A 21,158-nucleotide genomic window follows, 5' to 3' on the forward strand; every position below is an offset into this window, starting at 1 on the left:
AGATTAGGGAAGAAGAGGGACATCCCGTTACGGGAGCCCCAGAGGGTCGCGAGGACAACATGACCATCAACCTGAAGATGCCCGACATTCAGGAGCTGAAGCCGCGTATTACGGTTTTCGGCGTCGGCGGAGCGGGCGGCAATGCCGTCAACAACATGATCACTGCAGGCCTCCAGGGTTGCGACTTTGTCGTCGCCAACACGGATGCACAGGCGCTGGCCATGAACCACTCGGAACGTCTCGTCCAGATGGGCGTGGCTGTGACCGAGGGTCTCGGTGCCGGCTCCCAGCCGGAGGTCGGTTCGGCAGCCGCTGAAGAGGTGATCGACGAAATCAACGATCATCTTTCCGGTTCGCACATGGTGTTCATCACCGCCGGCATGGGCGGTGGCACCGGTACAGGGGCAGCCCCGGTTATTGCCCGTGCGGCTCGCGAGCAGGGCATCCTGACCGTTGGTGTTGTCACCAAGCCGTTCCAGTTCGAAGGTGCGCGCCGCATGCGCATCGCGGACAGTGGCATCGAAGAGTTGCAGCGCAACGTCGACACGCTGATCGTGATCCCGAACCAGAACCTGTTCCGTATCGCCAATGCGCAGACGACCTTCGCGGACGCCTTCGCCATGGCCGACCAGGTGCTCTACTCCGGTGTTGCCTGCATCACCGACCTGATGGTCAAGGAAGGTCTCATCAACCTCGACTTTGCTGATGTGCGCTCGGTCATGCGCGGCATGGGCAAGGCGATGATGGGCACCGGCGAAGCCAGCGGCGAGAACCGCGCTCAGCAGGCAGCTGAAGCGGCGATTGCGAACCCGCTGCTCGACGAGTCCTCCATGAAGGGCGCAAAGGGTCTGCTGATCTCCATCACGGGCGGCAACGACCTGACGCTGTTCGAAGTGGATGAAGCTGCGACCCGTATCCGCGAAGAAGTGGATTCGGACGCGAACATCATTCTCGGCGCGACCTTTGACGAGAGCCTTGACGGCATCATCCGCGTTTCCGTCGTGGCGACCGGTATCGACCGGGAGGCCGAAGCGGAGTTCCTGGGAAAGTCTGAGATCAAGCCAGCGATCGCGCCCAAGCCGGTCGAGATGGCTGCTCCGGCCGCTGCGCCTGTCGCAGCCAAGCCGCGGGTTGAGGATGTTGCAGCCCGTGCGGTTGCCAGCCTTGAACGCGAACTTGCGATCCCTGCGCCGGTTGCAGCCGAGAGCGATCCGGAAGTCGAGATCAAGCCGTTTCAGCCTTCTGAAGAGCTGATGAACGAGAAGACACCTCTCGTGAATGTCGAGGAAGAGACGCCGGCACCTAAAATGGATGCCGAGCCGATCAGCAAGCCTTACATTCCGCCGGTGGCCGAGCAGCACAGCCCGGCTCCGCGGATGCCTCGGGTCGAGGATTTCCCGCCGATTGCTCAGCGTGAGATCCTGTCCCAGCAGGCGCCTGCCGCCGCTCCGGCTCCGGCACAAGCTAAGGCAGCCCCTGCAGCTCAGCCCGCAGCCACATTCGACGGCGAGTTCGACGAGCATGATGACGAGCGTCGCCCGATGGGCCTGCTGCGCCGTCTTGCTAGCGGTCTCGGCCGGAAGGATGAGCTCGATGAGGAGCATGAGGCTCTGCACCATGAAGAGCAGCCGCATATGACTGCTCCGGCTCCGGTTCAGGCTGCGCGCCCGGCACCTGTTGCTGCAGCGCCGGCACCGCGTCCCGCCCCACGGCCTGCTGCACATGGTGCTGCCGGTCAGCTGGACACAACCGGACGTGCGAGCCCGAAGGCTCCGGCACCGATGGATGATGATCAGCTTGAGATTCCGGCCTTCTTGCGGCGTCAGTCAAACTGATTCCCTGCCAGATCCGGACCTGACAAATCAGACGGCTCGATGCGAATGTATCGAGCCGTTTTTGTTTCTATAATTTACGCATAGAAAACAAGTGCTTGCATCTGTAACAAGCGTTACAAAGCGTAATAAAGCTTTATTTCAAGTCAGGCTGTCTTGTGGGTATGTTCTGCCCAACTCGTGATCGTTAACAAATCGTAAGGGTTTCAAAACTCCACCGAATTGTTGACGAGGTCTCAGACAAACCGGGCAGCCATATGACACAGCACATCGATCGCCAGACCACCCTTGCAGATCAGATCACTCTGACAGGTATCGGTGTTCATTCGGGGAAACCGGCATCGATCACGCTAGTGCCAGCAGACGCAGGGACCGGTATCGTGTTCCAGCGGACCGACGTGGAAAACGCACGCGAAATGCCGGCGCTCTGGAAAAACGTGACACAAACGTCTCTGCAGACAGTCCTCGGCGATCCTTCCGACAACGGCATGTCCACGGTTGAGCATCTCATGGCTGCGCTCAGCGGTCTTGGCGTTGACAACCTTCTGATCGAGATTGATGGCCCTGAAATGCCGATCATGGACGGCAGCAGCGCAGCTTTCGTGGAAGCGATCGACCAGGTTGGGCTGAAACGTCTGGATCGTGGCCGCCGGTACCTGCGGGTCAAGAAGACGGTTCGCGTCGACAACGGCAGCGCCTGGTGTGAGTTGCAGCCCTACAACGGCATCCATTTCGACATCACGATTGATTTTGACACGCCGCTGATCGGCAAGCAGCAGTTCGCTTCCGACATGAAGCCGGATGTGTTCCGCTCGGATCTTTCGCGCGCACGCACCTTCGGCAACGTCAAGGACGTCGAGCAGCTCTGGAAGATGGGCTTTGCCCTTGGGTCCTCGCTAGAGAATTCCGTCGCGATTGCGGACGACAAGGTCCTCAATCCGGAAGGCACCCGCTGGTCGGACGAATTTGCCCGTCACAAGGCGCTTGATGCGGTGGGAGACCTGTCGCTTGCAGGACTGCCGATCCTGGGCCTCTATCGCTCCTACAAGGGCGGCCACAAGATGAACCACGCGATCCTCGTCAAATTGTTTGAAGACAAGGACGCGTTCGAAATCGTGGAGGCGCCTGCTTTTCGCGAAGCTGGCCATGCCGAGACTGTAGGGCTTGCAGCGGCCGCATTTGGTCCGGACGTTTCCTGATCGGGCTCATAACTGCGCTCTCACCTTGCGTTCATCAGACTGCCGTTTTTCGTGCTTGCCACAAAAAAGCTCAAAAAAAGCGACACATGGCTGTTCTGGGGCGTGACGGAAGCAGTCGATTTCCGCTAAACACCTTCAGTCATAATTGCCAAATGAACCTGTCGCGAAGCTTGCGGGCCGATTGAACAGGCGAGGAGTGCTTGGGGTGAAATTGATGAATTGGCGCCAGAAGGATGAACAGGTTGCCCTGGAAACAGGCCAACCGACGATCGGCATCCTGAAGATCGCGGCGCTTGCGATTCCCCTGGCTCTTGCAGCCTGTTCGTCGAAAGACGACCTTGATGATCTGGCGCTGAACGATACGCCGCCGGAGGTTCTCTACAACGAAGGCCTTGCGCTGCGTGCGCAGGGCAAGCTGGCCCCGGCCAGCAAGAAGTTTGAAGAACTCGACAAGCTCTATCCCTATTCCGAGTACGCCAAGAAGTCCCTGGTCAACATGGCCTATGTGAACTTCTCGCGCGGCAAATATGCGGAAGCGATCAGCGCGGCGCGGCGGTTCCTGACGCTCTATCCGGGCAACGAAGATGCGGCCTATGCGCTTTATATCATCGGACAGAGCTATTTCCGTCAGATGCCGGACATCACCCGGGACCAGGAAACCACGGAGAAGGCCAGAGCTGCCTTCAACGAGCTGCTGCAGCGCTATCCCGATTCGGAATATGCCTCAGATGCGGAAGCCAAGCTGCGCATCGTCCAGGATCAGCTGGGCGGCAAGGAAATGCAGGTTGGCCGCTACTACCTGGAAAAGCGCAATTACATTGCCGCCATCAACCGCTTCAAGACAGTGGTCATCCACTATCAGACCACGCGACACGTCGAAGAAGCGCTGTTTCGTCTGACCGAGGGCTATTATGCGCTTGGTGTTGTGAGCGAAGCGCAGACGGCCGCGGCCGTGCTCGGGCACAACTTCCCGGACAGCCAGTGGTACAAGGATGCCTATTCACTGTTGAACAAAGGGGGATATGAGCCCTCAGAAGACAGTGGAAGCTGGATCAGCAAGGCATTCAGGGGTATCAACGTCTTCTGATCTTAGTGCACTGCTGACCTGGATCCGGAGCTTCCTGCCCATGCTCGTGACGCTGGCCATTCGCGACATTGTCCTGATTGACCGTCTCGATCTCGATTTTTCCAACGGAATGTCCGTGCTCACCGGGGAAACCGGCGCGGGTAAATCGATCTTGCTCGACTCCCTGTCTCTGGCGATCGGCGGGCGAGGGGATGCAGATCTCGTGCGCCATGGTGAAAGCCAGGGCCAGGTAACCGCCGTTTTCGATGTTCCGGGCGATCATGCGGTCCGTCAGTTGTTGCGAGACAACGATGTCGAGGACGATGGCGACATCATCCTGCGCCGGGTTCAGACCGCCGACGGGCGCACGCGGGCCTTCGTCAATGACCAGCCGGTCAGCGTCGGCCTGATGAAGCAGGCAGGCGCGCTGCTGGTCGAAATTCATGGTCAGCATGACGACCGGGCCCTGGTCGATCCGGAAAGCCACCGCCAGCTTGTCGATAGCTTTGCAGGCCTCCAGGACGATGTGATGCGGGTCGGTGACGCCTTTTCAGCTTACCGGCAGGCGGAAAAAGCGGTCCACGACCACACGGCAAGGATAGAGACCGCGCGCCAGGAGGCGGATTACCTCAAGGCGGCCGTCGATGAATTGACGCTTCTGGCGCCGCAGGTTGGCGAAGATGAAGAGCTGGCGGCGCGACGAACCACCATGATGCAGGTGGAGAAGATTGCCGGGGATCTCAACGATGCGTTCGAGACCCTCAACGGCGGCGCATCGCCAATCCCCGAGCTGTCCAGCCTTCTGCGCCGCATGGAGCGCAAGGCGGATCAGGTGCCGCATCTGCTCAATGCGCCGGTGAGAGCGCTGGCCTCAGCGCTCGACAGCCTCGAGGATGCGCGCGGCGGGCTGGAAACGGCGCTTCGCGAGACGGATTTCGATCCAAGGGAACTGGAAACCGTCGAGGAGCGCCTCTTTGCTCTGCGGGCTGCAGGACGCAAGTTCTCGGTTCCGGTCGATGAGCTTGCAGCGCTCTGCGCCCGTATGAGTGCCGATCTTGCGGATCTGGATGCCGGTGAAGACAAGCTTGCGGCCTTGGAGGCGACGGCGGTCAAGGCAAAAGAGACTTACGACGCCAGGGCTTTGAAGCTCTCGGACAAGCGCCAGAAAGCGGCCCGTGCCCTGGAGAAGGCCGTGGGCGCAGAACTGCCGGCGCTGAAACTGGAGCGGGCTCGCTTCATCGTTGAGACAACGCGAGATCCGGAAGCGCGTGGAAAGTCTGGCATCGACCAGATGGAGTTTCACGTCCAGACCAACCCGGGAACCCGGCCCGGCCCGATGATGAAAGTGGCGTCTGGCGGGGAACTGTCGCGGTTCCTGCTGGCGCTGAAGGTGTCTCTGGCAGACAAGGGCTCTGCGCCGACGTTGGTGTTCGACGAGATCGACACCGGGGTCGGCGGTGCCGTGGCCGAAGCCATCGGCGTGCGGCTGGCGCGTCTTGCCGCCAATGTTCAGGTTCTCACCGTTACCCATGCGCCGCAGGTGGCGGCACGGGCGGCCGGGCATTTCCTGATTGCCAAGGAAGCTGCGGACAAGGAACGGGTCGCAACCCGTGTCCGCCTGATCGACGAAGATCACCGGCGCGAGGAAATCGCGCGGATGCTTGCCGGCAGCACCATCACCGAGGAAGCCCGGGCGGCGGCCAGCAAGCTGATGGCCGAAGCAGCGCAGTAAACGATCAACCGCGCCGCATACAGGTTTTTCCGGCCCGGCCGTTAGCCATCGGTGCCCGGAATTGGTGTCGTGATTGTCTTCGTGTCCAGGTTCGGCAGGTTCAGTTCGATGCTGACTTCATCGTCCGAGGCGAAATAGCCATTGGTGTAGAGAATCCCACCGATGATGAGGGCCACAGCGAGGCCGCCGGCGATGAACCAGCCTGCGCCGAGAGCTGCGGTTTCCGTCCTGGAGGTGTCGCGGTCCTGATAAGCCATTTCAAGATCTCCTGTGCTCTTGCCGGGAACCGGTTGCTCCGTCCGACTTCTTGAGGGATCAACCCTTGAGACTGGACTTTGGTTCCGTTAAGCGATCAGCTGTTCAGATTGGGACAGCCAGATTCCCAGCGGCCCCGCCCTCGATTGCGTGATGAGATCATGACCGAAACTTCTGCTGCAAAGACCGCTGTTGAGGCCCTCTCGGAAGAGGAGGCAAAGGCCGAACTGGAACGGCTCGCAGACGAAATTGCCGAGAACGACAAGCGCTACCACGGCGAAGATGCCCCGGTCATTTCCGACGCCGAATACGATGCGCTGCGCCGGCGCAACCAAGCGATCGAGGAGCGGTTTCCAGATCTTGTGCGCGAGGACAGTCCCTCGGGCCATGTGGGCGCAGAGCCTTCCGAGGGCTTTGGCAAGATCACCCACAAGGTGCCTATGCTGTCGCTGGACAACGCCTTTGACGATGATGATGTGCGCGACTTCGTTGGCCGGGTGCGGCGGTTCCTGAAATTTGATCCCTTGATGGGCGCGCTCGCGGTTACCGCAGAGCCGAAGATCGATGGCCTGTCCCTGTCGCTGCGCTACGAGAAGGGAAAGCTCGTCAGCGCGGCAACGCGCGGCGATGGCACGGTGGGAGAGAATGTCACCGCCAACGCGCGTACGATCGCCGATATTCCAAAAGAGCTTTCCGGCGACGTTCCGGACGTGGTCGAGATCCGCGGCGAGGTCTATATGGCCCATGCGGATTTCACGGCGCTCAATGCGCGCATGGAAGCCAATGGCGGCAAGACCTTCGCCAACCCTCGCAACGCGGCGGCCGGCTCACTGCGTCAGCTTAATTCCGAGATCACCGCCTCGCGGCCCCTGCGCTTCTTTGCCTATGCCTGGGGCGAGATGAGCGAGATGCCGGCCGACACGCAGATGGGCATGGTTGAAGCCTTCCGGGACTGGGGCTTTGTGATCAATGACCGCATGAAGCGGTGCGAGAGCGTCGACGAACTGGTCGAGGTCTATCACGGCATCGAGGAAGAACGGGCGACGCTTGGATATGACATCGATGGTGTAGTCTACAAGGTGGACCGTCTCGATCTGCAGACGCGGCTCGGCTTTATCTCCCGTTCCCCTCGCTGGGCAATTGCGCACAAGTTTCCCGCCGAACAGGCCTTTACGCTGCTCAACGATATCGAGATCCAGGTCGGCCGGACCGGGGCGCTGACACCTGTTGCCAAACTGGAACCGGTCACTGTTGGGGGGGTGGTGGTCTCCAATGCAACGCTGCACAACGAGGACTACATCAAGGGCATAGGGCCTAATGGCGAGGCGATCCGTGAGGGCAAGGACCTTCGCGTCGGCGACACGGTGAAGATCCAACGCGCTGGCGACGTCATCCCCCAGATCGTGGATGTAGACCTTGCCAAGCGTTCGGAAGGGGCGGAGCCCTTCGAGTTTCCGACGGTTTGTCCTGCGTGTGGGAGTCATGCGGTGCGTGATGAGAACGCCAAGACCGGTCGGCGTGACGCGATCCGGCGCTGCACGGGTGGTCTGATCTGCCCGGCCCAGGCAACGGAGAAGCTGAAGCACTTCGTGTCGCGCAATGCTTTTGACATCGAGGGTTTCGGTGACAAGCAGGTCGATGCTTTCTATGCCGACAGCCTGGTGACCACTCCGGCGGAGATTTTCACCCTGGAGGCTCGCGACCGGCAAGCGCTGACCAAACTGCGCAACCGGGAGGGATGGGGCGCGGTCTCGGCGCGCAATCTGTTCGCGGCCATCAACGAACGCCGCTCCATCGATCTGCATCGTTTCATCTTCGCGCTCGGCATCCGCCATGTGGGCGAGGGCAACGCCAAGCTGCTGGCGAGGGCCTATGGCTCCTGGGAGGCCTTTTCGCAGGCCATGGTGAAGGCTGGAGACCAGACCAGCGACGCCTGGCGCGACCTCAATGACATCGACGGCATCGGCGGTATCGTCGCCGAGGCGCTGACGGAGTTCTTCGCTGAGGAACACAATCTGGAACAGCTGAGAGCGCTTTTGGCGGAAGTTGCGCCGCTGGATGCGGAGATTGTTGATGCCGGTGACAGCCCCGTCGCCGGCAAAACGGTTGTCTTTACCGGGTCCCTGGAGCGGATGACGCGGGATGAAGCCAAAGCCATGGCCGAACGGTTCGGTGCCAAGGTTTCAGGATCGGTTTCAAAGAAAACCGACCTGATTGTGGCTGGGCCGGGTGCAGGCTCCAAGTTGAAGAAAGCTGAAGAACTTGGTTTAGAAGTTATTAGCGAGGATGACTGGTTCAGCCTTGTGGGGGCCTGACCCTGACTACCCCTGATTGGTGGAATGGCCGAATCAAGCCATTTGTCAAAGAAGTTTTTGAAATCACGTGGAAAATCAGCCTGGCGCGAACCCTTGGTTGTATTGACAGGGGTGCGAAATGGGCATTTGCCCACGCTTTTGGGTAATCTCTCATTTTTCAGGGGTTGCCCTTAACTAAATTAATTCAAATGAAATAATTCTCGACAACTCTCCTAGCGGAATAAGTTATTCCCGACTTGGAGGGGCCAAATGTTCGGAAGAATTAAAGTGCAAATAGTAGCACTGGCAATACTACCTATGATCGCTGTGTCTATATTTGCAGGGGTCTCCGTTTATGAGAAGTATGTGGAGCTTAGGCATCATGATTTCATGGTGCCTCTTTCGCGCATTGCCGAGGATGCCGGCAACGTGATCCACGAGGTCCAGAAAGAGCGCGGCAAGACCGCCAGCCTGATCAAGTCGGGCTATGACAGCAAGCTTTCGGCAGAGGTCATGGCGCAACGTTCGAACGTTGATGCGGCCATCAAGACCTTCGACGATCACATTGCAAGTGCCGACTTGCACAATGAGCATGTCGAAAAAGAGCTCGCCTATGTCTCCGATGCCATTCACGAAATAACCGAACTTCGCAAGCAGATCGATGCGAAGTCCCTGAAGGCGGGCAAAGCGGTCGCGGGCTATTCAAAAGAAATCTCGGCCATGATTCACCTGATCGGTGTCGTGGTGGAATCGAGCCCATCCTCTACCATCACCGCCGAGTTGTTGCCCTTCCTGGCTTTGACCGAAGCCATGGAGTCGGGCGGTCTCGAGCGTGCGATCGGGGCCAATTTCCTCGCTGCGTTCAGAGACACCGGTGAGATCGACAATGAGGCGTTTCTGGGCTTTATCTCCCGTTTCGGCGCCGAGCAGGCCTTCCTGAAGGAATTCGAAGCCATTGCTCTGGCTGAACAGAAGGAACTGTTCAAGAAAACGGTTACAGGTCCTGCTGTCGCTGAAGCTGTTGCCATGCGCGAGACCTTGCAGAAACTGCCGCAGACCATGGATGCAGGCGATCTGCAGCCGGCCGTCTGGTTTGCAAAGGCCACAGAGCGTTTGAACCTCATCAAACAGATGTCCGACGAATTGATCCACCGGGCAGAATACGCTGCAGATGCAGACACCGGGAGCCTGCAAACGCAGATCATAATGCTCTCCATTTTTGCCGTTACGGCATTGGTAGGCAGCGGTCTGTTCGTGTTCTGGCAGGTTCGCTCGATTTCCGGCCTGCTGGCCAGTCAGCGTGACACGATTTCCAGTCTTGCTGAAGGTGAGCTTGATGGTGAAATCCGGTTCACGGACCGTCCGGACGAGATCGGCGATATCGCGCGCGCTGCTGAAGTGCTCCGTGACAATTCGATCGCCCGTATCCAGCTGGAAGAAACCGCCCGCAAGGAACAGACCCTTGAGATCGAGCGCAAGCGCCATATGGAAGGTGTCATCGAGATCTTCCGCACGTCGGTTGGCTCGATCCAGGAAGTTCTTGGCAGTGAAACGAGCTCCGTGAGCGAGACAGCGCGTCAGCTTGTGCAGATTGCGGACGATGCAAGTGGTGCGGCTGAAGCTGCTCACTCGGCAACTGGCATAGCCTCGACCAACGTTCAGACCGTGGCCTCGGCCGCGACCGAGCTGTCGGCCTCTATCCAGGAAATCTCGCGTCAATCATCGACGGCGTTGAATATCGCTTCGGAAGCTTCCGATGTTGCCAAGGCGACGGACCGCGATGTTGCGACACTGGCAGAAACGGCAGACAAGATCGGCGAAGTCGTCGGCATGATCCGTGCGATTGCCGAGCAGACCAACCTCCTGGCTCTGAACGCCACCATCGAAGCGGCACGTGCCGGGGAAGCCGGCAAGGGCTTCGCGGTTGTTGCGGCCGAAGTGAAGGAACTGTCTGACCAGACTGCAAAGGCGACGGATGAGATCGCCACGCAGATCACGGACATCCAGTCCTCGACCAAGAATGCGGTCGGTGCGATCCAGGCGATCGTTGAGCGTATCGGTGAAGTTCAGGATGTGACGACCGCAATTGCCGCCTCTGTTGAAGAACAGGATGTGGCAACGCGCGAGATCACCAAGAGCATCAACCTGGCAGCGGAAGGCAGCTCCACGGCCGCCTCCAACGTTGACGGAGTTGCCGGTGCGATCGGTCAGACGAAGAACCAGTCTGCCGACGTGAACCAGTCTGCGGATCGTCTGGGCGCTGTCGCCACCGAGCTTTCCACTGCGGTCGACGCCTTCCTCAGCGAAGTTGCGACCGACGAAGGACCTAGCAGCCAGGCTGCCTGATCTCCTTGATCTTCACTATCTGAAACGGCGGCAGGCCCCTCTGCCGCCGTTTCTGTTTCTTCTTCCGGTCCGGGCCGCCCAGGTCTGCGCATCTTCCCCACCGAAAACTCCGTTTCGCGCCTCGCCCTTGCCGCTTTTGTTGCTATATTGTTCTTGACTGGACACTCTAGAATCGCAGCGCGGTGCATATGGCAGACCCGAACGGGTATCACGACGATATTGGCGACACATTCGTGGATGGCTTTGATGGGGACGGGTTTCCCGGTGACCGCCCGTCCCGGATGGCGTCTGTCGAGCCTGCCCCGCAGCCTGCTGGTGGTGGCATTGCGGCGCGCGCCATGGCAGCGCGGCAGTCTAAGGCGCCCGATTATCTGGAAGGCCTCAATCCGGAGCAGAGGCAGGCGGTCGAGACGCTGAATGGTCCGGTGCTGGTGCTGGCGGGTGCGGGAACCGGTAAGACCCGTGTTCTGACCACACGCATCGCTCATATCCTTGCCACCGGTTCTGCCGGACCGGCCGAGATCCTTGCGGTGACCTTCACCAACAAGGCCGCACGGGAGATGAAAGAGCGGATTGCGCGTTTCATCGGCGGCAATGTGGAAGGCATGGCCTGGCTCGGCACGTTCCACTCCATCTGCGTCAAGATCCTGCGCCGTCACGCCGAGCTGGTCGGGCTCAAGTCCGGCTTTTCGATCCTCGACACGGACGATCAGCTGCGACTGCTCAAGCAGATCATCCAGGCCGAAGGGCTCGACGACAAGCGCTGGACCCCAAAGGCCTTCGCAGCCATGCTTGATGGCTGGAAAAACCGGGCCCTGACGCCAAACGAAGTGCCCGAAGGCGAAGCGCGTGCCTTTGCCAATGGCTGGGGCCGCAAGCTCTATGAGGAGTATCAGGACCGCCTGTCGATCCTCAACGCTTGCGATTTCGGTGACCTGTTGTTGCACGTCATCACGCTGTTCAAGACCAACCCGGATATTCTCGCCGACTATCAGCGCCGGTTCCGCTATATGCTGGTGGACGAGTATCAGGACACCAACATCGCCCAGTACCTGTGGCTGCGGCTCCTGGCGCAGGGCAATCCCAACGTCTGCTGTGTGGGCGACGACGACCAGTCGATCTATGGCTGGCGCGGCGCCGAGGTGGACAACATCCTGCGGTTCGAACACGATTTCCGCGGCGCGGTGGTGATACGGCTGGAGCGCAATTATCGCTCGACCAGCCATATTCTGGCGGCCGCCTCCCATCTGATCTCCCACAATCAGGGTCGGCTGGGCAAAACGCTGTTCACGGATTTTGACGATCCGGAAAATGAACTCGTTTCGGTCGCTTCCTGCTGGGATTCGGAGGAAGAGGCGCGGTCCATCGGTGATGAGATCGAGGCGCTGCAGGCCAATGGCCATGCGCTCAACGACATTGCCATTCTGGTGCGTGCGTCTTTCCAGATGCGCTCGTTTGAAGACCGGTTCGTGACGCTGGGATTGAATTACCGGGTCATCGGCGGACCGCGCTTTTACGAGCGCATGGAGATCCGCGATGCCATGGCCTATTTCCGCTGCGTGGTGCAGCCGGCGGACGATCTTGCCTTTGAGCGCATCGTCAACACGCCCAAGCGCGGGCTTGGTGAGGCGACGCTGAAGCTGGTGCATGAACTGGCGCGGGCCGACCGCATTCCCTTGATGCAGGCTGCCAACCAGCTGTGCCAGACCGAGGAGATCCGTCCCAAGGCGCGCAATGCCCTGAAAGAGGTTCTGGCGAATTTCGAACGCTGGCGCGGGCAGGTGGACAGCCTGTCCCATACGGAGCTTGCCGAGATCATTCTGGATGAAAGCGGCTATACGGAAATGTGGCGGCTGGACCGTTCCGCCGAAGCGCCAGGACGCCTGGACAACCTGAAAGAACTCATCCGCTCCATGGAGGACTTTGAGTCCATGGCCGGGTTCCTGGAGCATGTGTCGCTGGTGATGGACCGGGACAGTGTGGAGGGGAATGACGCGGTGTCGATCATGACGCTGCACTCGGCCAAGGGGCTCGAATTCGACACGGTGTTCCTGCCGGGTTGGGAAGAGGGCCTGTTTCCGCACCAGCGGGCGCTGGACGAAAGCGGCCGGGCCGGGCTCGAAGAAGAGCGGCGTCTCGCCTATGTCGGCGTGACCCGGGCCAAGAAGCGCGCCAAGATCTGGTTTGCCTCCAACCGGCGCATCCACGGCCAATGGCAATCGTCGATCCCCTCGCGGTTCCTGGACGAGTTGCCCGAAGAGCATGTGGAGATCGTCGAGCAGTCCTCCAACTATGGCGGTTATGGCGGCGGTGGTTACGGCCGCAGCGGTGGCGGTGGCTCGCGTTTCGACAATCGCGATCCGTTCCAGAACACCTACTCGACCCCCGGTTGGCAGCGCGCCCAAAAGGCGCGGGCAGCCCAGGATGCTGTCTTCGAGCGCGGCGATTTCCGCTCGTCCCGGAGCAAGAAGCAGGGCCCCTTGACCATCGAGGGCGAGCTGGTGGCCAAATCGGTCAGTGAAGCCCCCTCAGAGTATTCCATGGGCGAGCGGGTGTTCCACATCAAGTTCGGCTATGGCGCGATCATTGCGATCGAGGGCAACAAGCTGACGATCGACTTCGAAAAGGCCGGCCAGAAAAAGGTGCTCGACAGCTTCGTCGAACGGCACTGAAGTTTCCAGGGGGCTGGGTGATACACCGGCCCGCGCGCCGCGTAGAGAGGAAAAGGCAGTCTCCAATAGGGAGAGCTTGCTGCCGTTTCTCTTGTCGGAGCGCTTTTGGTGCCTGTTCGCAATCTCATCCTCATTCTCGGTGACCAGCTGACGCCAACGATCAGCTCCCTGCGCGGAGCCGAGAAAGATCGTGACCGGATCCTGATGGCGGAGGTCGCCGAGGAAGCGACCTATGTGCGTCACCACAAGAAGAAGATCGCCTTTGTCTTTTCCGCCATGCGGCACTTCGCCGAAGAGCTGGCAGAAGCCGGTTGGACCGTCGACTATGTCCAGCTGGGAGATGCGGACAACAGCGGCAGCCTGAAAGGCGAGGTCGAGCGCGCGGTCAAGCGCCTGAAGCCCAGCAGCGTGAGCGTCACTGAGCCGGGCGAATACCGCTTGCTGGCGGATTTCAAAGGCTGGGACGCGGAGCTCGGTGTGCCGGTCGACATTCGCCCTGACGCGCGTTTCCTCTGTTCAAGATCCGAGTTCGAGGGTTGGGCCGATGGCCGCAAGCGGTTCCTGATGGAAGACTTCTGCCGGCACATGCGGGTCAAGACAGGCCTCCTGATGGACGGTGACAAACCGGCCGGCGGCAAGTGGAATTTCGACAAGGACAATCGCAAGCCGGCGGCTCAGGATCTGTTCATGCCGCGTCCGAGGCGGTTCGAACCGGATGAGATCACGCAGAATGTGCTTTCACTGGTCGAGACGCGGTTTTCGGAGCACTTTGGCGCGCTCGATCCGTTCTGGTTTGCAGTCACGCGGGATGAGGCGCGCCAGGCCTTCGATGATTTCCTCGACAGCGGCCTGCCGCGCTTCGGCGATTTCCAGGACGCGATGCTGCGCGGGGAGCCGTTTCTCTATCATGCCGTCGTGTCGCCCTATCTCAATGCCGGGCTGCTGGATCCGATGGAGTTGTGCCAGGCGGTCGATCAGGCGTATCGGGACGGCAAGGTGCCGATCAATTCTGCAGAAGGCTTCATCCGCCAGATCATCGGCTGGCGCGAGTATGTCCGTGGCATCTACTGGCTGAGAATGCCTGACATGGCCGACGAGAACTTCCTGGGCGCGACGCGGGACCTGCCGTCGTTCTACTGGAGCGGGGAGACGGACATGACGTGTCTGAAGGAGGCCATCACGCAAACTCGTGACGAAGCCTATGCCCATCACATCCAGCGGCTGATGATCACCGGCAACTTCGCCATGCTCGCAGGCATCGAGCCGAGGCAGGTGCATGAGTGGTATCTGGCGGTCTATGCGGACGCTTACGAATGGGTCGAGATGCCCAACACGCTGGGCATGAGCCAGTTCGCCGACGGGGGTTTCCTGGCCTCGAAGCCCTACGCTTCTGGCGGGAACTACATCCGGAAGATGTCCGACTACTGCGGATCCTGCCGCTACGACGTTGCGCAGAAGACCGGCGAGGACGCCTGTCCCTTCAACGCGCTTTACTGGGATTTTCTTGATCGCAACGCGGAGCGTCTCAGGGGCAATCGACGGCTTGCAACCGCCTACAGCACTTGGGAGCGCATGGGCGAGGCGAAGCAGGACAGCTACCGCGACAGCGCGCACGTTTTCCTGCAAGGGCTGTCATAACGGCGGGAAGAGCTGCCAGTTTCGAGGTGCCTGGAAGCAGCCAAAAAAGAGCCGGTCACCACGTGGGTGACCGGCTAAGCCTTGCGGGTCATCAGGGGAGATACCGGCAAGGAAGTATCAGGCGAGGTAATCAACCAGCAGGGAGGAAGTTGCGCTGGATGTGCTGTCGCCGGATTCCGAATAACTGCTGGTCGAGGACGTGAGCTCTTCGAGGAGCAATGCAACCAGATCTTCGCTGGAGCTGTCCGAGCCGGAAGCCTCGCCGCCGGGGGGAGGGGGTGGTGGCGGACCCATTTCTCCGCTTTCGAACATGGCGGACAGCTCATCTGCCTGTTCCTGGGTCAAGGTGCCGGCGTCAACCTGGTCGCTCAGCAGACCTTCCATCTTCTCCTGCATTTCTTCCTTGCTCGGAGGAGTGGACGAAGGACCGCCTTCCGGCGCCATATCGTCATGGATGGCTTCCAGAGCCGCCAGCATGGCGTCTGAATCTTCGGACGTGATTTCGCCAGCTTCGACCTGCGCGGTCAGCTGTGATTGCATGGTTTGTTGCGGTGGCGGTGGCGCCGATCCGATCGACATCATGAGTACGGTCCTCGCTCAAAGTAAAAGATGCGAGAGTCACCCTGTTTTCTTTGTGTTAACATTAAATTAACGAAACATTTCAACAAAATTTCTGATTGTTTCTTTGTTCTGTTTAGAAATGTGCAGAAACAAATTGCTACAATTTTAGAGGTGAAAAGCAAAATGAAAGCTGCATATTGGCGGTATGACCCGCGTTGAACACATCCTCGTCGTTGAAGACGATTCCGAGATCGGTGCCCTGATCGACAGGCACCTTTCGTCAAATGGCTGGAAGGTCAGCCTTGCCCGTGATGCCGCCGAAATGGATCGGGTGATCGCAAATGCGCGCATCGATCTGGTGGTTCTCGACCTGATGCTGCCCGGCGAAGACGGCTTGAGCATCTGCCGGCGGTTGCGCGGGCAGGGCAACATGCCGATCATCATTGTTTCGGCCAAGTCGGACGACTTTGACCGCGTGGTCGGTCTTGAGGTCGGGGCAGACGACTACCTGGCAAAACCTTTCAATCCGCGTGAGCTGATCGCACGTATTCGTGCCATGTTCAGGCGCATGGACATGGGCATGGCCAGCGCAGCGGTGTCCGGCAAGGTTCTGGCCTTTGAAGGCTGGCGGCTGGACTGCGCCCAGCGGGACCTGCTCAACCCTGAGCAGGCCGAGGTTTCGCTGACCCCTGCCGAATTCGACCTCCTGCAGGTCATGGCGGAACGGCCGGGACGGGTGTTGAGCCGGGACCAGCTGAGTGATCTTGCACATGGCAGCAACCCGACCGGATCTGGCCGCAACATCGACATTCTGATCAGCCGAGTACGCAGCAAGCTTGAAGCTGGTGGCGCCGCCTACCAGTTCATTCGCACTGTGCGGTCGGGCGGTTATGAATTTGTCGCTGAGGTGAAGGCTCAGTGATGCACCGGATCCGCCGGTTTGGTCCCCAGCGCATTGCGACGCAAATGCTGCTGATCATGCCGATCGGCTGCGCCGCGATGGTGATGTTTATTCTGGCTCTTTTGTGGGTGATGCGTCCTGAACCCACATCTGATACCGGGGCGACGGTGGGGCTAAAACATGCGATCGCGGTCGCCCGCCTGAATGATGCGGATGAAGGCGAGCGTGCTGACCTTCTGGAGCAGATGCTTGCTGCCGATGCGTCGCTTGATCTGACGCTGGTTGACCAGGCGCCCGCAGCGGACCCCAGTCAGGAGCGGCGATCGCCGTTCTGGCCTTTTCAAGAAGGTGTTCTTGCGCCGGGCATCAGCCTCGTGGCGTCGTGGCCGCTTCCGAATGGCGAGGGCGGCAAGCGCATTCCAAATTTGTATTTTCAGCTCGCAGATGGACAGTATGTGCTCGCCAAGATGGCCGCGCGCAAACCGCCGCCCTTTCTTGGCAATCCTTTGGTCTTGCTGTTTATCACGCTTGGCGCGAGCCTTCTGCTGCTGCTCGTTTGGGCCGCGCGCACCCTCGTCCGTCCCTTGTCCAACCTTTCGGCAGACGTGGCAAAATTCGGGAAGGATACAGCACGGCCGGTGCCGGTTGCAGAGGCCGGGCCGCGTGAGGTTCAGCAGGTGGCCCAGGCCATCAACCGGATGCAGGGACGGATCGAGGATCTGGTCGAGCGACGCACGCGCATGCTGACAGCCGTTGGCCATGACCTTCGGACGCCCCTGACCCGATTGCGGCTGCGCATCGAATTGATGAAAGACGAGGACCACAAGCAGCGAAATCTCGCCGATCTGGATCTGATGGAGGTCCAGCTCAACGGCGCCTTGTCATTTCTGAAGGAAGGGCGAACCGGAGAGGCCTGGAAGCGGATCAACTTGCCGAGCCTCCTGCAGGGGCTCGTTGATCAATACGAGGACATGGGCGTCGCGCTGGTCCTGTCGTGTCCTCAAGGCGTGGTTGTCGAAGGGCGCTCCAGCGAACTGACCCGGGCCTGCGCCAACCTGATCGACAATGCCCGTCGCTATGACGATCAATTGTCGCTGCATGTCAGCGTGGCTGGATCCGAAGTGCATCTTGATGTGGTGGACCATGGCCCCGGCATTCCCGCCGGGGATCAGGAGCGGCTGATGGAGCCCTTCGAACGGGGTGATGAGGCGCGCCAGATCGACAATGGCACCAGTTTCGGCTTGGGCCTTGCAACGACGCGGGCCATTGCAGAAGCCCACGGCGGCCGGCTTGAGCTGAGCGACACGCCCGGCGGCGGACTGACCGCGCGCATTGTGTTGAACCTCGGCTAGACTATTTTCGGTTTTGCTTTCGCCGGTCCCGGCACTCGTCTAAGAAATCAGTAGATGTTTCTTGGGGGACGGGGCTGGCATGGATGCTTTTGTAACGGGAATAGCCCTGATCGGACTGACCGGGATCGGCGCGCAATGGCTTGCCTGGCGCTTTCAGCTGCCGGCCATTGTTCTCCTGCTGGTCTTCGGTGTCCTGGCCGGGCCGGTGACAGGCGTCCTGCAGCCGGATCAGATGTTCGGCGATCTCATGCAGCCGCTGGTCGGACTTGCCGTCGCGATCATCCTGTTTGAAGGCGGGCTTACGCTCAATTTTCACGAAATTTCCGGCACGTCCAAGGCGGTGCGCCGTCTTGTCATCGTCGGTGCGACCGTTGCGTTTCTGTTGGGCGCGCTCAACGCCTATTACATCGCAGGCCTGTCGATCTGGTCTGCGGTCATTTTCGCCGGTATCCTCGTCGTGACCGGCCCAACCGTCATCATGCCGCTTCTGCGGCAGGCTTCGCTGGCGCAACGTCCGGCGTCCCTGCTGCGATGGGAAGCGATTCTGGCAGATCCGCTCGGCGCGCTGATCGCGGTGCTGTTCTACGAAATCTTTCTGGTGACCACCGGCGCGCACCATCTTGAGGAACTCGCCATTCGCGGCGTGTTCGCCCTGGTCCTCGGCCTTGGCGGAGGCTGGGCAATTGGCCAGCTGCTCGTGCGCCTGTTCATCGGTGGTCATGTCCCTGAATATCTGAAGGTCCCGGTCATTCTGGTCACGATCCTGGCGGCTTACGCCGTGTCGAACCTCGTGCTGGAAGAAAGTGGGCTTCTCACGGTTACGGTGCTTGGCGTTGCGCTCGGCAACTCCAAGCTGGCGAGCCTGACCGAGGTGAAGCGGTTCAAGGAACTGATGACGATCCTGCTGGTCTCCGGCGTGTTCGTGCTGATGACAGCCTCCCTGGACCTGGCGACGCTCGCGGCAGATCTTGATCTGAGAGCCCTGGCCTTTCTTGTCGTTCTCCTGTTTGTCGTCCGTCCCATCTCGGTTCTGGTGGCGACCATCGGCTGCGATCTGCCGCTCAAGGAACGTTTCTTCATCGGCTGGATCGCACCGCGCGGTATCGTTGCCGTGGCCGTGTCCGGCTATTTTGCAGGACTTCTCATGTCGAGGGGCGTTGAGGATGGCGGCCGGTTGACGGCTCTTGCCTTCGCTGTCGTGGTGGTGACGGTGGTTGCGCACGGGTTTTCCATCGGGCCGCTAGCGCGCGCCCTTGGGCTCAGCGCTGGTGGTGGTACGGGATTGCTGATCGTGGGATCAACACCCTTTTCCGTCGCTCTCGCGGAACGCTTGAAGAGCCTCGAGATTCCCGTGCTCATTGCCGACAGAAACTGGCATCGCCTGCGACGCGCAAGGGCCGCGGGGATCGACACCCACTATGGTGAAGTCCTGTCGGAAGTTGCTGAACACTCCTTGCCGCTCTCATCCTACAGCTACATGCTCGCAGCGTCAGACAATGACGCCTACAACACATTGGTCTGCACCAACTATGGCCCGGAAATCGGCCGCGCGAATGTGCTGCAGATCAGGCGAGATGTCACGGAGCAGGGTGAAACAGAGTTCGCTGTTACGCTCGGCGGCCGCTCCTTCCTGTCCTCCGTCGGCGGTTATGGGGCACTGAATAGCCGTTTGCAGGAGGGGTGGAAATTCAGGGCAACACGTTTGAGCGACGACTATGGCCCGGAGGACTTTGAACGGGATCGTCCCGAAGACACGGCCAATGTCCTCGTACGCACAGCGTCCGGACGATTGCTGGCCGGGCCTTCGTTGAAGGCCCATAGCCTCAAGTCGGGTGATCTGCTCTTGAGTTTTGGCGCGCCAGGGACGAGCAAACAGCCCGAAAGCGAGCCGGCACAGGGCTGAGCGGGCCTGAATTGCGGTTGCCGCCAAAGCGGTCTATACGCCTTGCACCTATCCCCCAGCTTGAGGACATCATGCAGACCGTCAGGGTTCGGATTACCGCAGAAGAACTGGAAGCCAAGCGCATTGCCGATGTGCTGGAGCGCGCGTTCGAGGACGACGGCAATCCGGTGACCATCTATGAGGCGTCTCCGGATGGAAAGATCTGGGCCGCAGAAATCCTGCTTTTCGAGATGGAGCCGGAGGAGGCTGCCGAGACGGTTCGCGACCGGGTCGGTTCGGATGCCTTCGCCGCACCGATTGAGGCAGAGATCCTTCCGGACATCAACTGGGTCGAAAAGAGCCTCGAGGGCCTGAAGCCTGTCAGTGCCGGACGTTTCTTTGTTCACGGATCGCACGATCGCGACAAGGTGCCCGGCGGCGGCATCGGCCTTGAAATCGAGGCTGCTCTTGCTTTTGGCACAGGACATCACGGAACGACCGCAGGATGTCTGGAAGAGATCGACCGTCTCTTTTCGATGCGCGAATATTACCGTGTCCTGGACCTTGGAACGGGAACCGGCGTTCTGGGAATCGCGATTGCCCGCATGAACCGGCAACACGTGCTGGCGACCGACATTGACCCGGTCGCGACCGAAACGGCGGCGAAGAATGCCCGGTTGAATGGCGTCGCGCCGCTGATCAGCACATTTACAGCCAACGGCATGGAAGACCGGCGCTTTGGCGAGTTCGGACCGTTCGACCTTATCGTCGCCAATATTCTGGCAAGGCCGCTGATGAAGATGGCGAAGTCCATCGCGGCGCGCATGACACCGACGGCGACCCTGGTGCTGTCAGGCCTAAGGATCGAGGATGGCCCGCGAATCCTTTTTGCCTATGGCTGTCAGGGGTTTCATCTTGCCCGGCGGCAAGAGAAGGAGGGTTGGCTGACCCTGACGCTCGTGCGCGGCCGCAAGCACGCCTAGTCCCGGTATTTCGTCCGTTTCACCATTGAAGTAGACAAAAAAAGAGCGCGGAGGAGTTTCCATCGCGCTTCTTTTCTCAAGATTTTCGGCGGTGATCTTCTTAGAAGATCATGCCTGCAGTACCTTCGCGTTCCAGTTCGCTGCGCTCAAAGCCGTGTGCGGCAAGAGTGGCATCGTCCAGGGACAGAAGGTAGCCGTTGACGTAACGACGGGCCTGCTTTTCGCGGGCTTCAACCATACGGCCGAATGCGCGACGTACGAAGCTGTCGGAAGAGCGGTTGGTGCCGCCGATGGTGGTGGTTGCAGTTGCCATGGTCTTAAAACTCCAAGCAAGGGGTTGATGGGGGCGCGTCCTCGAGAGCTGCTGCCTCTTTATTTGTCACGATCAATATGAGGTCATTCGCATTTTTTGAGTAGAGACGATCTTGCATGACAGGCCTGCGTT

General features: G+C 59.9%; 15 protein-coding genes. 12 read left to right on the forward strand and 3 right to left on the reverse strand.

The window, feature by feature from the left end:
* The first annotated feature begins 59 nt into the window (after positions 1–59).
* The 4 genes from ftsZ (at position 60) to recN (ending at position 5,829) form a co-directional block, all read left to right on the forward strand.
* Entirely contained in the window at positions 60–1,835 is a 1,776-nt protein-coding gene (ftsZ, locus tag IG617_RS08285) for a cell division protein FtsZ (RefSeq protein WP_192109132.1), read from the forward strand.
* A gap of 254 nt (positions 1,836–2,089) precedes the next feature.
* Positions 2,090–3,031, forward strand: coding sequence for a UDP-3-O-acyl-N-acetylglucosamine deacetylase (lpxC, locus tag IG617_RS08290; protein WP_192108759.1), 942 nt, complete (start codon positions 2,090–2,092; stop codon positions 3,029–3,031).
* A gap of 214 nt (positions 3,032–3,245) precedes the next feature.
* Positions 3,246–4,118, forward strand: coding sequence for an outer membrane protein assembly factor BamD (locus tag IG617_RS08295; RefSeq protein ID WP_192109133.1), 873 nt, complete (start codon positions 3,246–3,248; stop codon positions 4,116–4,118).
* 40 nt (positions 4,119–4,158) lie between these two features.
* Positions 4,159–5,829 (forward strand): DNA repair protein RecN, encoded by a 1,671-nt coding sequence (gene recN, locus IG617_RS08300; RefSeq protein ID WP_192108760.1) that lies wholly within the window; start codon positions 4,159–4,161, stop codon positions 5,827–5,829.
* Between the two features lie 41 nt (positions 5,830–5,870).
* Here the strand turns inward: recN and IG617_RS08305 are convergent, their stop codons facing one another.
* Positions 5,871–6,086 carry a hypothetical protein gene (locus IG617_RS08305; protein WP_192108761.1) on the reverse strand — a complete coding sequence of 72 codons (216 nt, stop codon included), beginning with the start codon at positions 6,084–6,086 and terminating at the stop codon, positions 5,871–5,873.
* Positions 6,087–6,245: 159 nt separating this feature from the next.
* On the opposite strand from IG617_RS08305, the gene ligA reads away from it, so the two are divergent.
* The 4 genes from ligA to IG617_RS08325 all read left to right on the forward strand — a co-directional run bounded on the left by ligA (position 6,246) and on the right by IG617_RS08325 (position 15,034).
* Entirely contained in the window at positions 6,246–8,399 is a 2,154-nt protein-coding gene (ligA, locus tag IG617_RS08310) for an NAD-dependent DNA ligase LigA (protein ID WP_192108762.1), read from the forward strand.
* A 297-nt stretch (positions 8,400–8,696) separates the two neighbouring features.
* A complete protein-coding gene (locus IG617_RS08315; RefSeq protein ID WP_209008359.1) occupies positions 8,697–10,724 on the forward strand; it encodes a methyl-accepting chemotaxis protein in 2,028 nt (675 codons plus the stop codon).
* Positions 10,725–10,912: 188 nt separating this feature from the next.
* Positions 10,913–13,396 carry an ATP-dependent helicase gene (locus IG617_RS08320; protein ID WP_476705546.1) on the forward strand — a complete coding sequence of 828 codons (2,484 nt, stop codon included), beginning with the start codon at positions 10,913–10,915 and terminating at the stop codon, positions 13,394–13,396.
* Positions 13,397–13,504: 108 nt separating this feature from the next.
* Positions 13,505–15,034, forward strand: coding sequence for a cryptochrome/photolyase family protein (locus IG617_RS08325; protein WP_192108764.1), 1,530 nt, complete (start codon positions 13,505–13,507; stop codon positions 15,032–15,034).
* Positions 15,035–15,151: 117 nt separating this feature from the next.
* Here IG617_RS08325 and IG617_RS08330 read toward each other — a convergent pair whose 3' ends face one another.
* Entirely contained in the window at positions 15,152–15,616 is a 465-nt protein-coding gene (locus IG617_RS08330) for a hypothetical protein (protein WP_192108765.1), read from the reverse strand.
* Positions 15,617–15,800: 184 nt separating this feature from the next.
* Between IG617_RS08330 and IG617_RS08335 the strand changes: the two genes are divergently transcribed.
* The 4 genes from IG617_RS08335 to IG617_RS08350 all read left to right on the forward strand — a co-directional run bounded on the left by IG617_RS08335 (position 15,801) and on the right by IG617_RS08350 (position 20,713).
* Positions 15,801–16,517: a response regulator gene (locus IG617_RS08335; protein WP_192108766.1), complete on the forward strand. Its 717-nt coding sequence runs from the start codon at positions 15,801–15,803 to the stop codon at positions 16,515–16,517.
* The gene (locus IG617_RS08340) at positions 16,517–17,848 is read left to right on the forward strand and encodes a sensor histidine kinase (RefSeq protein WP_254170499.1); all 1,332 of its coding nucleotides are present in this window, start codon (positions 16,517–16,519) and stop codon (positions 17,846–17,848) included. Before IG617_RS08335 ends, IG617_RS08340 begins: the two co-directional genes overlap by 1 nt.
* Before the next feature lie 79 nt (positions 17,849–17,927).
* Entirely contained in the window at positions 17,928–19,751 is a 1,824-nt protein-coding gene (locus tag IG617_RS08345) for a cation:proton antiporter (RefSeq protein ID WP_192108768.1), read from the forward strand.
* A 71-nt stretch (positions 19,752–19,822) separates the two neighbouring features.
* The gene (locus IG617_RS08350; RefSeq protein WP_192108769.1) at positions 19,823–20,713 is read left to right on the forward strand and encodes a 50S ribosomal protein L11 methyltransferase; all 891 of its coding nucleotides are present in this window, start codon (positions 19,823–19,825) and stop codon (positions 20,711–20,713) included.
* Between the two features lie 100 nt (positions 20,714–20,813).
* Here IG617_RS08350 and IG617_RS08355 read toward each other — a convergent pair whose 3' ends face one another.
* Positions 20,814–21,026: a hypothetical protein gene (locus IG617_RS08355; RefSeq protein WP_192108770.1), complete on the reverse strand. Its 213-nt coding sequence runs from the start codon at positions 21,024–21,026 to the stop codon at positions 20,814–20,816.
* Positions 21,027–21,158: the final 132 nt, after the last annotated feature.

This window comes from Roseibium polysiphoniae (assembly GCF_014842925.1).
Classification (GTDB): Bacteria; Pseudomonadota; Alphaproteobacteria; order Rhizobiales; family Stappiaceae; genus Roseibium; species Roseibium polysiphoniae.

Bases quoted from the DNA above. Each gene is read 5' to 3' on its own strand.
- ftsZ (WP_192109132.1), top strand. From the start codon at position 60: ATGACCATCAACCTGAAGATGCCCGACATTCAGGAGCTGAAGCCGCGT.
- lpxC (WP_192108759.1), top strand. From the start codon at position 2,090: ATGACACAGCACATCGATCGCCAGACCACCCTTGCAGATCAGATCACT.
- IG617_RS08295 (WP_192109133.1), top strand. From the start codon at position 3,246: ATGAATTGGCGCCAGAAGGATGAACAGGTTGCCCTGGAAACAGGCCAA.
- recN (WP_192108760.1), top strand. From the start codon at position 4,159: ATGCTCGTGACGCTGGCCATTCGCGACATTGTCCTGATTGACCGTCTC.
- IG617_RS08305 (WP_192108761.1), bottom strand. From the start codon at position 6,086: ATGGCTTATCAGGACCGCGACACCTCCAGGACGGAAACCGCAGCTCTC.
- ligA (WP_192108762.1), top strand. From the start codon at position 6,246: ATGACCGAAACTTCTGCTGCAAAGACCGCTGTTGAGGCCCTCTCGGAA.
- IG617_RS08315 (WP_209008359.1), top strand. From the start codon at position 8,697: ATGATCGCTGTGTCTATATTTGCAGGGGTCTCCGTTTATGAGAAGTAT.
- IG617_RS08320 (WP_476705546.1), top strand. From the start codon at position 10,913: ATGGCAGACCCGAACGGGTATCACGACGATATTGGCGACACATTCGTG.
- IG617_RS08330 (WP_192108765.1), bottom strand. From the start codon at position 15,616: ATGATGTCGATCGGATCGGCGCCACCGCCACCGCAACAAACCATGCAA.
- IG617_RS08335 (WP_192108766.1), top strand. From the start codon at position 15,801: ATGACCCGCGTTGAACACATCCTCGTCGTTGAAGACGATTCCGAGATC.
- IG617_RS08340 (WP_254170499.1), top strand. From the start codon at position 16,517: ATGCACCGGATCCGCCGGTTTGGTCCCCAGCGCATTGCGACGCAAATG.
- IG617_RS08345 (WP_192108768.1), top strand. From the start codon at position 17,928: ATGGATGCTTTTGTAACGGGAATAGCCCTGATCGGACTGACCGGGATC.
- IG617_RS08350 (WP_192108769.1), top strand. From the start codon at position 19,823: ATGCAGACCGTCAGGGTTCGGATTACCGCAGAAGAACTGGAAGCCAAG.
- IG617_RS08355 (WP_192108770.1), bottom strand. From the start codon at position 21,026: ATGGCAACTGCAACCACCACCATCGGCGGCACCAACCGCTCTTCCGAC.